The organism is Flavobacterium psychrophilum, assembly GCA_001708385.1.
In the GTDB taxonomy this organism is placed as follows: domain Bacteria; phylum Bacteroidota; class Bacteroidia; order Flavobacteriales; family Flavobacteriaceae; genus Flavobacterium; species Flavobacterium psychrophilum_A.
Genome location: CP012388.1, coordinates 750,657 through 766,715 on the forward strand (window position 1 = coordinate 750,657; position 16,059 = coordinate 766,715).

4 protein-coding genes are annotated in these 16,059 nt (G+C 42.4%); all 4 read right to left on the bottom strand.

Features of this window, described 5'->3' with window-relative positions:
* Nucleotide 1: 1 nt before the first annotated feature.
* Complete coding sequence (locus ALW18_03215; protein ID AOE51604.1) at nucleotides 2-5,995, bottom strand: hypothetical protein; 5,994 nt, start codon at nucleotides 5,993-5,995, stop codon at nucleotides 2-4.
* A gap of 128 nt (nucleotides 5,996-6,123) precedes the next feature.
* Nucleotides 6,124-12,945: a hypothetical protein gene (locus tag ALW18_03220; protein AOE51605.1), complete on the bottom strand. Its 6,822-nt coding sequence runs from the start codon at nucleotides 12,943-12,945 to the stop codon at nucleotides 6,124-6,126.
* 170 nt (nucleotides 12,946-13,115) lie between these two features.
* Entirely contained in the window at nucleotides 13,116-14,270 is a 1,155-nt protein-coding gene (locus ALW18_03225; GenBank protein AOE51606.1) for a hypothetical protein, read from the bottom strand.
* 2 nt (nucleotides 14,271-14,272) lie between these two features.
* Complete coding sequence (locus ALW18_03230; protein ID AOE51607.1) at nucleotides 14,273-15,862, bottom strand: hypothetical protein; 1,590 nt, start codon at nucleotides 15,860-15,862, stop codon at nucleotides 14,273-14,275.
* Nucleotides 15,863-16,059 lie beyond the last annotated feature (197 nt).

Below are 16,059 nucleotides of genomic sequence, written 5' to 3' on the forward strand. Positions count from 1 at the left end.
TTTATCTCTTCAGTGAGAAATGCGATTTAAATTCTTTGGTTACCGTTGTGGTGCCATCAAACTCAGGGTAGGTAACGGTGAACCAGTAGTCCGTTGCCGGTACCGGGGTACCGTTTAGTGTTCCGTCCCATCCGCTGCTCTCAAGGTCCGGGCTTATCTGTTTGATAAGCTTGCCGTAGCGGTCAAAGATATAGATCACCGATCCTGTACCGCTTAAGCCTATGATGTTCCACGTGTCATGGAAACCATCACCGTTAGGGGTAAAGAAGTTAGGGTAGTCTACAATGCTTACTCCATTTAAGACCAGCTCCTGGCATGGAAAATCTGTTTTCTCATCCCATACCGTAACCGTGTGGTAGCCCGGGGATACATTGGTGAATACCGGAGATTCCTGCCTTGGGCCGTTATCCAGCTGGTAGGTGTACTCCCCGTTTCCTTCTATGGTTACCGTTATGGTCTGGTTATCGCTAAAGTAGTTGGTTACATAGTACCCCTGGCCTATTGCTGATGCCTGCCCTGATTCGATTACCGTAAAGCCTGCCGATTCATCCGACACACATTCCAGTGGCGCAGGGCCCGTTACTACTACGGTGTATACGCCGCCTGTTTTGGCGATGTAGCTTCCTGAGTCATCACTATCGGTTAGCAGTACCCCGTCTTTGTACCAAAGATAGGTGTGCCCGTTTGGTACTACACCACTGTTAAGTTCCAGCTCGCCTTCGCTTGCCCCCCATTCGATACATACTGTATCGCTGCCATCTGCTGTGGTGATAACAGGCTCTGCCCTGCGCTCTACCCTTAGGGTTACCGTAGTGGTGGCACTGCATGGAGTGTCCTGTACCGTATCGCTGTTGGTTACTACGATCCAGATCACCTGGCTCTCCGGAGTCTGGTTGGTATAGTTTTCAGGGTCTTGTATCGGTTGCGGTGCAGGTACTGTAGACGGGTCAATATCGTAATAGCTTACAAGGAACACAGCCGGGTCCTGAGCGCCAAGTACTTCAGGTGCAAGTAGGGTTAAATCCCATCCTGAGGCCCTGCCGTCATTCTGGTCGTCGGTATCACATACCGCCGCAGGGTCTGCCACAGGGTTGGCTACTGCCTGCTGCTCTACGATAAGCTCAAGCTCTTTTACGATCCTGCACCCTGTGTCGTTGTTCACTACTTCTATGTATACCGTTGCACTGCCTGTTACTACATACCCTGTTATTGGCGTGGCACGTGTGGTAAGGGCTGCATCGCTAAAGTAGCCTATAGTGTAAATGGTACCTGTATTACCGCCAAGGGCTGTCTCTACATACTCCTTCAGGTTAAAGGCTGTCGGGGATGCAGGGGTGTCGTTACAGATACCATAGTCGGCAAGGTCGGCTATCGGTGGCAGTGGGTTCACTATTAGTTCAAGCTCCACTATCTGGAAGCACCTCAAATCAGATGGGTTATTGGTATTGGCCTCAACCCTTACCCATACACTGCCACTGGCACTGTTGTGGCTGGTTGGGTCAGGTATCGCATTGGTGCCTGCCTGGGCATCCTCTTCTGTGGTATAATAGCTGAACAGGTAGTTAGTACCGTTGTTGCGGATATCATCCTGTGCAAGGGTCAGGTCAAAGGGCTCACTGCCTACCTCTGTAGTATCCTGGTCGCATACCTCAAGTGGGGCTGGGTTAAAGTTGGGTACAGGTAGCGGAAGCACCCTTATGGTTAGGGTGGTATAGCTAACACACCCTTGGGTGGTGGTTACCCTTACCCAGATCGTTCTTGGGTTTTGGGCTGCTCCATTGCTGTCTGTATTTACATACGCCTTAGGGTCAGCGATTGCCACGGCGGTGCTGTCTGTTTTTGGGTCGGTGGTAAAGTAGTCTACAACGTAGTCCATGCCTACCCCATCAGGGCCCAGTATCTCATCGTCTTTTTGTGTAAGGTTAAACTCCGCAATACCGTCATTTGGCAATGCCTCGTTACATACGGCAAGGGGTGTTGGGGTTACCAACTGGTGTGGCTTGTTGATATGGATGGTGAAGCTCGTAAGGCTATAGCAGCCTGCGGTATTCTCTACCCTTACCCAGATCACCTGCCCATCCCTGGCAATATGCCTTGCAGGGCTGGCAATACCGTTACTACCGGCATCGGAATCAGCCTGTGACAGGTAATAGGTGATGGTTACTTCCACAGGGGCTACTGCTTCTTTTATCTGTGTTTCATATACTGTAAGGTCTGTCCTTAGCGCCCCGTCCTGCCCATTGTTGTCGGTATCATCACAAAGGGTGATATCCTGTAGCTTTGGTGCCTGCGGTGCAGGGGTTACTATAAGGGTAACCGGGAATGGCGTGGTGTTAAAGCAGCCTGTGGTACCACTCACTGCCCTTACCCAAAGGGTTTGTGTGCCCGGGTGGTCATTCCTGTAGTCGGTCGTATTACCGATCGGGTTGGCCCCCGATAGTGCTTCTTCCGCCGTTAGGTGGAAGGTAATCACAAGGCTTGCATCACCATTGGCAAGGCCCTCTTTTAAGGCTTCAAGGTTAAACTCACCGATACCGTTGCCATCGGTATCACATACCGTTAGCTCATCCTGTGAGGGAAGGGTAAGTACCGGCTGCGGCTCTACCCTGATATCAAGGTAGCCAAGCCTGAAGCAGCCTGTAGTGGTTACCGTAAAGCGCACATAAAGGCTCTGTACCTGGCTAGTGTTCTCATACGCCTGTGCCTGTTGGTCGGTAAGGGCATTGGTGTTCCCTTGCGCATCGGCAAGGGTGGTATGGAAGCTTACCTTTACTCCGTTAAGGTTTTCATCGGTGATGAATTTATCTATGGTAGTGGTAAGGTCAAAGGTCTCTTTGTTGGCCGGCAGTGTGGTATCACACAGCGAGTAGCTGTACTCATTGGTGATAAGCACCGGAAGGGCATTCACCACCAGGCGTACCGGTACGATATAGAAACAGCCTGTGGCTGTATTGGTTACCCTGGCATATACCGTGGCACTTGCCGATGGGTAGTTGCCCGGTGTACCGATAAGCCCGGCCGGTGTAGCTGCAGCGTCGGTGTAATAGTCTACTGTGTACTGCGCAGGGTCTAAGCCTGCAAGTATCTCAGCACTCTGGCTGTTCAGGTTAAAATGGGCTATGCCATCACTATCGCTGGTACCGTCATCACACAGCGCATAAGGCTGCGCAGGGCTGTGGGCATCAGGCCTTGGGTTTACAATCAGCACAAGGGTTACCGTATCATAGCAGTCCGTAAGGTCCGACTGTACCCTTAGGTACAGGGTCTGGGTACCTGCTACGATATTGTCATAAGCCCCGGGCGACGGTATCGCATTTACATTTAGGTCGGCATCGCTCTGGGTCTCAAAGGCACTTACCGTTACATCGGCAATAGCAGCCTCAATAGCCTGCATTGTAGGTACAAGGTTAAACCTTGCAAAGCCGTCGTTGTTGTCATCACACTCTGCAATGGGCGCAGGGGTGGTCGCAATTGGTGCAGGGATGACATTTAGTTCCACACGGGCTACCCTTACGCAGTTCGTGGTAGGGTTAATTACCCTGGCCCAGATATCGGCATCGCCCGAAAGGTAGGTTGGGCCCGGTTCAAAATCAGCGCCACCGGCCAGTGCCTGGGCCTGGGTCTGGTAGAAATACACTACATAGCTCGCGGAGCCTGCCGTTACCGCTGTTGCAATTTCATCAAGGTCAAAATCAGCCTCGCCAGGCAGTTCTTCACACTCGGTAGCAATAAAGTCTGCAGGGTCGGTGCTTAATACCGGTAGCGGGTTTACTAAAATGGTAAATGAAGATACACTGCGGCAGCCAAAGGTTGTTGCTACCCCTACCCAGATTGTCTGCTGGTTAGGGGTTGCATTTGGATAGGTCTGCGGTGTTGTTATCGGGCTGGTATTGTTTTGTGCGTCTGCCTGGGTAAGGTAATACTGAACCGTAAGGCTCGCATCCCCGCCCCTTGCGGCATCGTCATTCAAGGTTAAGTCAAATTCTTCTATACCGTCCGGTGAATTGTTGTCATCACACAGGGTAAGCTGGCTTACAACCGGTACTGCCGGGCGTGGATGTACTATCAGTGTCAGCGGTACTATGCTGCGGCAGCCTGTTGTGGTGCCTTCCTGTACTACACCTGCATATACCACTGTCGAGTTGCTGTAATGGCTCGATGGGTCCGGGATGGCATTTACATTTAGCTGTGCATCACTCAATGTTGGGTACCATGTAATGGTTAATCCCGACTGACCGTTTAGCACTTCAGCATTTCTTTGGGTCAGATCAAAAGTGGCAAAACCTGCATTGTCAACTTCGCATGCTTCTAACGCGGTAGGCTCAACTATGGTCGGGGCGGTAACCGTCATCAAGGTAAGCGTTGTGTAACCTACACAAACAGAACCCTGAGCTGATTCAACTCTTACATACACCAACTGATTATTAGAAATACTCTGATATGGAGAAGTTAAAGCATTTATATCCTGCTGTGCTTCAACTTCAGTTAAATGATATGTAATAGTATACGTTGAATTTCCTCCGGAAATAACCGGATTATTGCTTTCTAAATCAAAAATTCCCAATCCTGCTGCACACTGGCGCATAGACTGTGGATTTGTTATTTGTGGCGGAGAGTTTACAACTATTGTACCTGTTGCCGTTAAAGGTTTGGAACAAAAAGGATCTGTACTGTTTGTTACGCTTACAAGAGAATAGTTTGTGTTTGCAGTAAGCCCTAAAATGCTAATTGTACTTTCCCCCGACGCATTAAGCACAGTACTTTGAGTACCGGTTATCCCCTGAACAGTATACTCTACAGTAGCATTGGGTGGTCCTGTAAAAGTAAATATACCTGTCCCTGTTCCGCAAAGTGGAGAGTTTGTTGTAACTGTTACATCGCCAACCTGTGAAATAGTAACGGTGACACTATCACTTAGCGTCTGACTGCATATAACCTCATTATTAGAATTGGTTATATTGACGTCTACTAATGCATAGGTGGTAGTTGCTGTTATAACCTGATTGAGCGCGAAAGATCCTGACGCATCAAGTACTGCGGCCTGAGCAGGTCCTCCGTTAATTGTATAATGAAAGTTTGCATTTGGCGTTCCTGTAAAAGTTATTGTTGTATTATCTCCTTCGCAAATAGCAGGAGGCGCACTAATATCTACATCCGGTACAGGATAAACCCTCAGTAAAAAATCGGTAGTGGTAAAACATCCGGTAGTATTATTTGTAACTCTGGCGTAAATCTGTTGCGGATTAACAGTATTCGATATAATATCACTTAAAGGAGATATGTTATCTACCGCATTAGCCAATGTCGAGAAAAAATTTATTGTATTTCCAGTCGTATCTGCATTAATTTGAGACCTTAAAGATCCTAAATCAAAAATTCCGATATTCGGTGCAGTACTACACGTTCTTACTTCTTCAATATTATTTGCTAACGGCGGCTCCTCAAATGCACCTGTACCTGCCATTGCAGAACCGATCCACTCTAAAGTGAAGCCTCCTTCACCTTCCGGCCTATCTATAGCTATATAATACGATTGTCCCGGCGAAACGGTTAACCACCTCACATATCCCGTTCCAAGACCACCCGGGCCACCCTGTGTAGCCAGTGTAGAGCCATTCATACCGGTATGATTGCTATTTAAATTTGCTGCATCCGGGTTGGTTGTAGAACAACGCAAGGCACTACCTAAAGAACCACAAGATGCATTAGGCCCAAAAACCCAAAAGTCGTAGTCCACAGAAGTACTGGGATCATCCGGTATCAGGTTAAAACCTAATGTTCCGGCCTGTACAATATTAATCTTAAGCCATAAAGAATTATGCTCAAGTCCTCCGCATGACGACACTTCCTGTACATCTCCTATACCTTGGGCATTAGAAGAAAAGGCACCGTTTCCACACACCGTGATTGCATTTACACAATCGTTTGGCTCATTTTGTGCAATAACCTTGCAGCAAAGCAACAATAATAACCCAAGAGAAAAAATCTTTTTCATTAGCATCATTTTAAAACGAGAAAAATAGGCAGCCCATTGCGGCTACCTATTTTGAATAGTAATTTATTTTTGGCAGGCCAGCCCGCCATGAAGCGGACAGACCAACCAATCAAGCAGTTAACCTAACATTACTTGTTTATATATATCCAGCCTGTTACATTGGTACTATCACTTTTTGTGATAATGTAAAAATATGTACCATCAGGAAGTTCATTGTTATTATTATCCTGCCCGTGCCAGTTGTTTGTATAGTTAGCACCATGGCTGTATACTTTTTTACCGTAACGGTTAAATATGGTTATATCTTTAATTGAATATCCCGATAAATCCAGCGTATCGTTAAAGCCATCGCCGTTTGGCGAAATTCCGCGAGGAATATCACACATAAGGTTAGTAACAGTATATTCAATTTCATTAGAACAATCACCCGATGTTACAGTTACTGTAAATTTAAGCGGCAATGCAGTACTATTGTTGTCTGCAAAATATTGTGTCGCATTAAAATCTACGTTGCTACCTACAGTTGTACCAGCTTCATTTCTCCAAACGTAATCAACCGTTGCCGAATCGAAAGAATCATCAAGCGGATCTACAGTAAGCCAAACATCATTTTCCCTGCATTCCTGAGTAATCAGTCCATCAAGACCTTCTGCAATAAATACAGTAAAGCTATGTGAACCACCTGTATTACAAACAGAAGCATCGCCTTCTACAGTATAGGTTATTTCATATGAGCCAGGAACACTAGCTTCAACATTAATTTCTCCTGTTGCTGCATCTATAGCCAAACCATTTGTTGAGCTAAACACACCTCCTGTATAAAAATCTGTAGCCAGTTGCGGAAGCGCATTTTCTGATCCCTCACAATATGAAGTTTCATACGTAAACGCTACAATAGGAACAATCTTATCTGTTACTATAACATCTATCTGAGCTCTTACCCCCTCACAGCCATCTGCATTAACATAAGCTACATAGTATGAAGTCGTACCAACATTAGATGTTGCTGGTGTTGGAGCAGTTGTTTCTGCTGTGCCACCTGTTGCCTGAGTATACCATGCCAGAGTGTAACCGTCTGTAGCAGGAGCCGTTAACTGAGCAGCTGTAGTGTCAAGACAGTATTCAACCGGTGTAACAACTGCAGGTGTCTCATCTACTGCTTCTTTGGTAACCACAACACTAAACTCGCAGTAACGTGTTTTCCAGTAGAACTTGTACTCTCCCGATTTTGTAAAATCTGTAACAGTAGTTGTTATACTACCCGGCGTAGTTATTACCACATCGGCAGGATTGTTCTCGTCTGCTGACCAAACGCCCACCCCATCTGCTTCAAGAGTAGTAGAAAGTTCTGTACAGCTTAAGGTGTGCGCGGTCGTAATTATTTCGTTTTTAGCTATAATGCTTACCGCATCAAGCATATTACCAATTGCATTGTCTTTGGATCTGAAAATAAAGCGGGTAACATTTTGCCCTGCAGGAACATTGTATGTGCCTTCATAGTGACTCCATGTCATTAAACCTACGTGTTCTTCTAATAATACAAACGGACCAGTAGGCGGACCCGCATACAATTGTACCGAGTTGTCCTGCGCTCTTGATAAGTGAGCAAAGCTATAAGCAAACTTCGTGATCTCAGAGCTGTCAAGATCCTGGAACATACCTTTAATATTTACAAGATCGTTAGGATCCGGTAGTGGCTGCTCTGTGTCAGGACTCATTAACTGAATCATCTGTCCACCCTCATATGTTGTAAATCCGTCAACGCCTAAACCGTTTTGAATATATAGCGTTTCGTATAATGACGGAGCATCACTTTCTAACAGGTTATTTCTCCATCCGGGCACTATGTTCTGAGAATAGAAATTACCTAATCCGCCTGCACCGGCACGTGGGCTTTCAAAACCACCGTTAACAATATCCAGTTTACAAGCATCAAGAGGTGTTTTAACGCAAACATCAAATGTGCTTAAGTTTGGTTTTGTATCACTTAGGGTTAATCTTACTTTATAAGTAGCGCCAACTTCAAGTTCTGTACTGTAAGCAGCAACAATTACGTTGTTGTATGTACATGCCATTTCCTGTAAAGTTGTACCAACAACTTTGTATAATGTAAGTGTAATTTTTGGTTCAGTTACGTCTGCACTGTTACCTGCTTCATACTGATGTTTTGCTGAGAAATTACCCAGTTCAACAATGTGTACTTTTGATGCTGCAACAAATTCAAACCAAACATCTCCTGCATTTGCTCCTGTACATGACATTGGTTCTGCCGAAACAGTAGCACCCATAAAACTTGCCATTGTAGCAGACTGCTCGCAAACATCACCTGCATTTACAGGCACTGTAATTGCTTTTGAAGCATCGTCATTACGTACAAACCTGTACGGACCAGACCAGAAACTTGTATCTCCTGATCCACAAAGTGCCCTTACAAAGAATTCATAGCTCCCTGATTGTAAGTTAGCAAAGTCAGAACCCTGAGGTGTATATGAATTTGTTGTTACAACTGTACCGGATTGTGGTAATGTATTATTAGCCACAGGCTGAACAGCAACTTCCCATTGTGTTTCTGTACCACCTGCTGTCCATGAAAGAACCGAAGTTCCACTAACTGCTAAGTCGGTAGGCTGAGGACAGCTGATAGCACCGCATATTGAAACTGTTTTAAATATAGTAGTTCTTGGTGTTATGTCTCCTAAATCGCCTGTCCAAACTATGTTTCCTTCACTGTCTTTTACAGTTACAGTCGATCCCGGATACTGACCCGGCGCTGTTCCCACAGAATCCCAGAATAATGAGAATTCAACTCCTGTACATAACAGTAGAGGATAATCTATAGGTTCAGGTGTTTCATTCCATGCACTTGTTGGAAATTCCATTGTCTGAAGTAAAACGCCATTTTGCATAACGTTAATTCCTCCACCTACACCACCATTAAATGCACTGTTTAAAGTAATGGTATAGTCACAAAGGTTTTCAAAACTACACATAGTAGTAAATTCAAGCGGGCCTATCCACTCGCTATCCGTATCGCCACATGCAGCTCTTACGTAGTACTCATATTTTTGAGCAGGTATTAAACCTTCGATAGTGTAAGGATTAGTAGATACCGAATGGCGGTATTGGTCATCACCATCTCCAACAGGAGCGGCTAGTTCAGCCGGCTGTACATAAACGTCCCAAGCTGTTTCAGTTCCGTTAGCATCCCACGAAAGTTTAGTTGTTGTATCTGCAATTTCACTTACAGAAAGATTTGAAGGTATAGGACAAGCAGGAATATCTTCTATAATTACTTTGTCTATAAGCAAAATCTGCCCTCTATATCCTTCCCAATGCGGATCTTTTGTAGGTATATGCCATGCAATGTTAATATCGCCTGTAACACCAGCCGGAATATTGATTACTTTCTCTTTCCACTCTACGTTGTTTAGTGGTGCATCATCATAAAAATCTGCCGAATAAAGTAATGTTGTAAACGCAGCCGTATCAATACCTGTTGTTGATAACCTTACATCAAGATCTTCATGAAAATTAGAATTATTTACCCTATAATAATAACGTAGGCGCTGACCTGCTGTTACAGTAATTGTTGGAGAAATAAGCCAATCGTTATTAGCACCGTTAGAGCCTGTAAACATACCTGCTGCCTGGTTGCCTTCGTAAGTATCAATAGTCGTATTCATATTCCAGGCAAACGAATCAGAGTTTCCGTTAAGAACCCTCCAACATGCTTCTGAAGAAGAATCGGTATTAAACGTTTCTGTGAACGGCGCAGTAAATGCCTCACATAATGTTATAAATGTAAACGGCCCTACCCATGCACTTTGTTCAGTTGCACTACAATATGCCCTTAAATAGTATTCATATGTCGTGTTAGGCAATAATGATGCAGCCGGATAAGCTGTATTGTTAGTTGTTAGTTCTCCGGCAGTTGTAGGAACTCCTGTTCCTGCAGGCTGAACTTTAATTTCCCACTGTGTTTCCTGATATCCTTTTGACCATGACAGTTTAGCTGTATTTTTTGCGATCTCAAAAGCTGTCAACTCTGACGGATTTGGACAAGCAGGTGCTTCCTCTATGCGTACATTATCAATGTTAAGTATAGAAGTGCCTTCTGCAGTAGAAAATGTTGGTGGTACTCTGAAAGCAATATACACAGGGCCATTAGCCGTAATGTAAACTGATTTTTCAAGATACTCAATATTGGTAAAGTTCATTAATGGCATTACCACACTAAAACTTTCAGGATTAGTATCTGTAGTAGACATTAAAACTTCAACACCAAATCTTGGATTAGGGTAAAAAATTGAGAATGCCGCTTTATAATCAAATTTGATTGCTTTTGTTCCCGTTACATTGATAGCCGGAGATATTAACCAATCATCATACGACGGGGTACCCCAGAACCTGTTACCCTGAATTGATGCTTGTGTAGCTGCTATCTGCCATGCAGTACCATCTTCATTTGCATCGTTTGTTGTCCAGCACGATTTGTGTGTGTTTGGGTCGTTATCGTTAAAGCTTTCATAGAAAGGTACATCAAACACACTACAAAGGGTTGTAAAGTAATACGGCCCTACCCAGTTACTTTGTTGTGTAGACGAGCAGTATGCCCTTACATAATATTCGTATTGCGTTGCATGTGTAAGATTAGTCGCTGCGTAAGTGTTGTCGCTAATAAGAATACCTGCACCTGTAGGTACACCTGTATCTTTTGGCTGAACTACAATTTGCCATTGTCCTTCTACATCGCCTGTTTCCCATGTAAGGTTAGCGGTATCGGTTGTGATAGTACCGGCAGAAAGTGCTACAGGATCCGGACATGCCGGTTTATCTTCAACAACAATATCGTCGAGAATTAAACTGTATGTAGTTTCATCTGCTCCCGGATCTACATACCAAGCAATATTTACATTACCGGTAATGTTAGTAGGTATGTTAACTATTTTTTCTACCACTTCATAGTCAGTATCCTGGCTAATGGTTGGCATTATTACGGTTGTAAAATTACCTGCTCCAATACCAGTTGTAGATAGAACAACCGAAAAACGGGCTACACCTCCTGAAGTCTGGTATTTAAATCTCAGTCTTTTTGGTGTCGTTCCTAAGTCTATGTTTGGAGAAACAACCATATCGTTGTTATTTCCCTGATTGTTACCTGTAGATATCATAAAATTCTCCCATGAATGTCTCCACGTCAGGTCGTCTCCATTAATATCTAAAACTGTCCAACACGCCGTGGGCGTAGTTTCCGTAGCACCGTCAAATGGCTCTATATACGGTGTGCTAAAAGGAGTACACTGTGTTGTAAATTTGTATGGAACACTCCAGCTTCCCGGAACACCGCCACATACAGATCGTACATAAAAATCGTAAGCTGTACCAGCTGTTAATCCTGTGTTTATTAAATTGTCTGTGTTAGTATTGGTTGAAGTACCTGTTGCAGGAGCCGGAGACCCTGACGGTACAACTGCATACTCCCATGAAGCTGCAATCGCTAAAGGATTGTTCCATGAAAAAGTTACACTATTCTGAAGTAAGTTCTTGTATGTAATTACATTTGGAGTAGGACAAGTTGAAAAGTTCAATTCAAAATTGAAACAGATGCTAGTTCCTGAATCAAAAAGTGAAGATATCACAATGATGTAGTTATGACCCGCCTCAACACTTAAATTTGAAATATATTTAGGTACATCTGCCGTTGTGGTATTTAAACCAGCCAAACAGTTAACACCTACCGATGCGCAGTCTTCGTAGACAAAAACACCAGTGTAAGCATTTCCAAAACATCCTGACCCCTGCGAATACGGAAGAGCCAATTGTTTGATATTTATAACACCGTTTTGAGTTGGCGTATACGAAAAGAAAGCCTTATCGCCATTCAGATAATTATCTGTTATGTTAGATGGCAAACAGTTACTACCCTGAGTAGTGTATGTTACTGCGGGATTTTGAAATAAGTCTAAGTTTGATGCATAGACATAAGGTGTATTTGTTACCGGAATAACAATTGGTGTTTCACAAGAAGTTCCAATAGCGGGGGTGCTGAATGCAAACGGGCCCGCCCAGGCACTTGAATTTTGTGGACATAGTGCTTTTATATAAACCTGGTACGCTGTACCGGGAGTAAGATTATTTGCTGTATAAGTATTTCCTGTTGCAGTTCCGTTAGCAGCCGGAGCCTCTCCTGTTGGCACTACCTGTATCTCAAATTGCGTTGCCGTTGGATGTGTCCACGAAAAAGAAGCAGAGGTTGGTGCATTGCTTGTAACGCTAAAATTATCCGCAAGTACGTTATCACAAGGCTGGGCTGTCTGAAGGCTTACGTTGTCAATAAACCATGTATCAGCATCGGGTGTAGCACCCGGTTGATTGTTCACCAAAACAAAAGCCACATAGATATTAATACCCGGAGCAATGTTAGTAGGCATATTTACAACCTTTTCCTCATACACAAGAGGATTGCTTGTATTAAGCTGCGTTTCTGTCCAAGAAGTAAGAAGCGTCGTAAAACCACTTGGATCTAAAGGATTCGCAGTAGATAATCTTATTTCATAGATGTTTCCATGATCTGTAAGACTCGATTGTTTTGTAAAAAAACGTAACTGCCCATTTGCAGGAACAGTGATTGATGGTGTTACCAGATAATACCTTGCAGTGTTACCACTACCAATATTTTCTGTAGTAGGATCTATGAAGGCTGCCCCCGTACTCATGTAGCCATCGGTAGATGTTGCCCATGCGGTTGTTCCTCCAACTGCAGGTGGTTGAAACCATGTAGTTGGTATACCACTTTCAAAATCCTGGATTGGCAACTGTGCAAACCCTTTTATCGACATGAGGCCGAAAAGAATTACAAGCGATAATCTGCCCATAAATTTTTTCAAACCCAAAGAACGATAGATTCCCGATTTAAGAACGGGCGGTCTTTGTAATAGTTTTTGTTTCATAGTTAACAGGTTCAATTAATAGTCCTTAGTTTAAGTAAAGACAAATCTTAACATAAAATACCTATTATACTAATGTTAACCTTTGTTAATTCGGTAATTTTAAAACCCTAAAAACACAATAAAACTACTCTATAACAAGGAGTTAAAACAAAAAACCATCAATGATTAAATTATTGTTTCTTCAGTTTGGCTTTTATCTGAGTAACCTCATAATTTAACATTTTAAGCGCTTTTTTACTTCGCATCTGATATTTGTACAGTAGTAAAAGTGATACTAAAATCAGTAAACTAACAATTGCAATTATAGAATAATATTGCTTTTTAGCCTCCGATAATTTCTGTTTATTGGTAGCCGTAAGTTCATCTATTGAGTCGCCGATAGATCTTCTTTCGGACTCTCTAATTATCGATTGGTTCTCTAAAAAAAGCCTATTATATTTTTGGTAACCCTCCCAATTATTTACAGCGAGGTAGTTATTAGCTAACGAAATATACAAACCTCTGTTAAGTACTAAGTCGCCCACATTTTTAGAAATAGTAACGGCGTCCTGCAATACGCTTATAGCTTTCTCATACTCCTTTTCGTTATAATACACCTCTCCAAGCCCTTTTTGGGCAAAGGCCTTCAGACTATTTGCATTTACCGTTTCAGCATAATGAATCGCTTCCCTAAAGCTTTGTTTTGCCGCCTCCAGGTCTTTTAGCAGAACATAGCAATTGCCTTTATTGTAGTAGGCTATGCTTAGATTAGGCTGATTCATTATTGTCTTTGACTTTTTATACTCTTCAATACCCCTGTCGAAATAACCTATCGCGATGTCGCAATTGAGTTGATCCTTATAAATAAAGCCTTTCACAACGCTGTTTGTGGCTTTTGTAAAATTATTTGGGTCTGCTGATGGATGAGCCTTAATAAGCCTGTCGGATTCATCTAAAAAATGGATAGCCTTATCGTACACCTGCATCTGTTGATACTTTACACCTGTCTTGGTGAGTATTTTAATTTGAAGCCCTATATCATTAGATTTTTTTGAAAGCTCATTAGCTGTTAGAAAATACCTGAGTGATTTTTGATAATCCCTTTTAGAAGAATAGGCATCAGATACAAGCATCAGCCCCATAACCTTATCTTCAGTAGAGCTTTTAGGATCGTTATATATAGAATCGCCAATTTTAATTACCCTTTCAGGTTTTTCATATATGTCCAGTTTAGCTTGTTTAAGTATGCTGTCCACCGCCGGCGTTTGTTGCGCAAAGGTGTTTAGGCTTAGCATCAACAGGGCCACACTAATATAAATCCTTTTGAAAATAAACATCTTAGCCATAACTATGCTTTTTTCTGGTTTACCTCTTTACCAATCAAATCTATAAAGACTGTAGGCGCAATACCTGTGATAGATTTGAAGACAGTTGCAAAGCTGCTGTGCGACGAAAATCCGCTTTCTTCTGCCAGATAGCTTATTTTATAATTAAGATATTCCGGTTCATTCTTTAGCTTTTCAATAATATAATTTATCCTTAACCTGTTAATGTAGGTATTAAAATTGTCGTTGTAATGTTTATTAATTATCTCCGACAAGTACTTGGTATTTACATCCAGTTGCGCCGATAAGGTACCTAAAGACATATCTTTACTGGTATACTTGGTTGACACTTCAAATTTTCTAAGCTTGGCCAATATAACCTGCTCTGTTTCTGTTGAAATGGTTATTTTTTTAGAGGGCTCTTTTTTGTCTATAGTGTATGATTTTACCAAAAGGTTATTGGTTACCTCAAGATACCCCATAATCTCTTTTAAACGTCTTCTCCTGCTCTTATTCGCTATATACAGCAAAGTCCCCGCTACTATTATTAATACCAGTATACCTATTGCGCTGTATGTATATATTTTCAGATTGGTTAATTCAGAAAGATAATCAGACTCCTGCTCTTCACCGATAAGATTAAAAAGCGAATTAACAGCTTCATTATCAAGATTCATCGCCTGTGTATTCAGCGTCAAAAACTTATCATAATTTTGCTGATAAATTATCTTGTTATTAAGGGCAAGATAATGTGCCGCCAGCTGATAATGAATATCTTCCTGCAACGGAATGTTGTTTATTGCAACAGCTCTTTCCAGTAGCGGCAATAGTAAATCTATAGCTATTTGATTTTGGTGAGCTGACAAATATGCTTTTGAAAGTCCCATTTTTACCCTGCTCTCAAAAACAATGTTCGGTTTATTTAACGAACGATATAGCTTTAGCGCTTTATTAAACTCATTCTCGGCAGCCTTATTATCACCGGTTCCGAGTAAGGCGGTGGCTTTAGTATATGCAATAGATTTTTGTGTAGAAACTTCATTACTTTTTATTGCCGCCAGTATCTCTAACGCCTTTTTATATTGCTGAAGCTCTATAGCTATCAGCGCCTTTTCAAGTGCCATGCGAATTTGCAGTGATTTGTAGGTTACCGGTGCTACTTTATCAAACAAAGCATTTGTGTCATCAAGATAGTCATCTGCCTGTTTAAACAAGTGTACTTTACGCGATACTTCAGCCTTTACAAGCAATACTTCGGCTACTAATGAGTCGTTACCCTCTTTAGAATTCCTGCCGGCTTCAAATAAATATTCAAGCGATTTGTTGTAATCTCCTTTTGTGATATATCCTCTTGTAAGCAGCAGGTTTAAAACCGTTTTATTTTCGTCTGACTGTGTTTTTTTAAGAAGATGGTTGGCTATTTTAATACTCTCATCGGGGTTAGAAAAAACCAGTTCATTAGCCTTTACCTGCAACAGATCCTGTTCTGCATTTTCCTGAGAATATAGCGTAGCACTAGCCAGGAGCATAAAACATGCTGCAAGCAGACCCGAAAACATACTAACACTAGGTTTCATTATTAATGTATTTATCAGGATATAACTAATAAACATTGCCGTTTACAGTTCTATCTGAAAGACAAATATAGCTACAATTCAATTTTAAAAGTCTATAATAAAGTAACATTATTCAGTCAACTTGTTACCCTTTTCACAAAAAGTTATAAATAGCGGATTAGAGATAAAAAAAGCGGGGCTATAAAAGCCCCGCTACACAAAAACAATATATAAAAAGTGAATTTATAACAAAT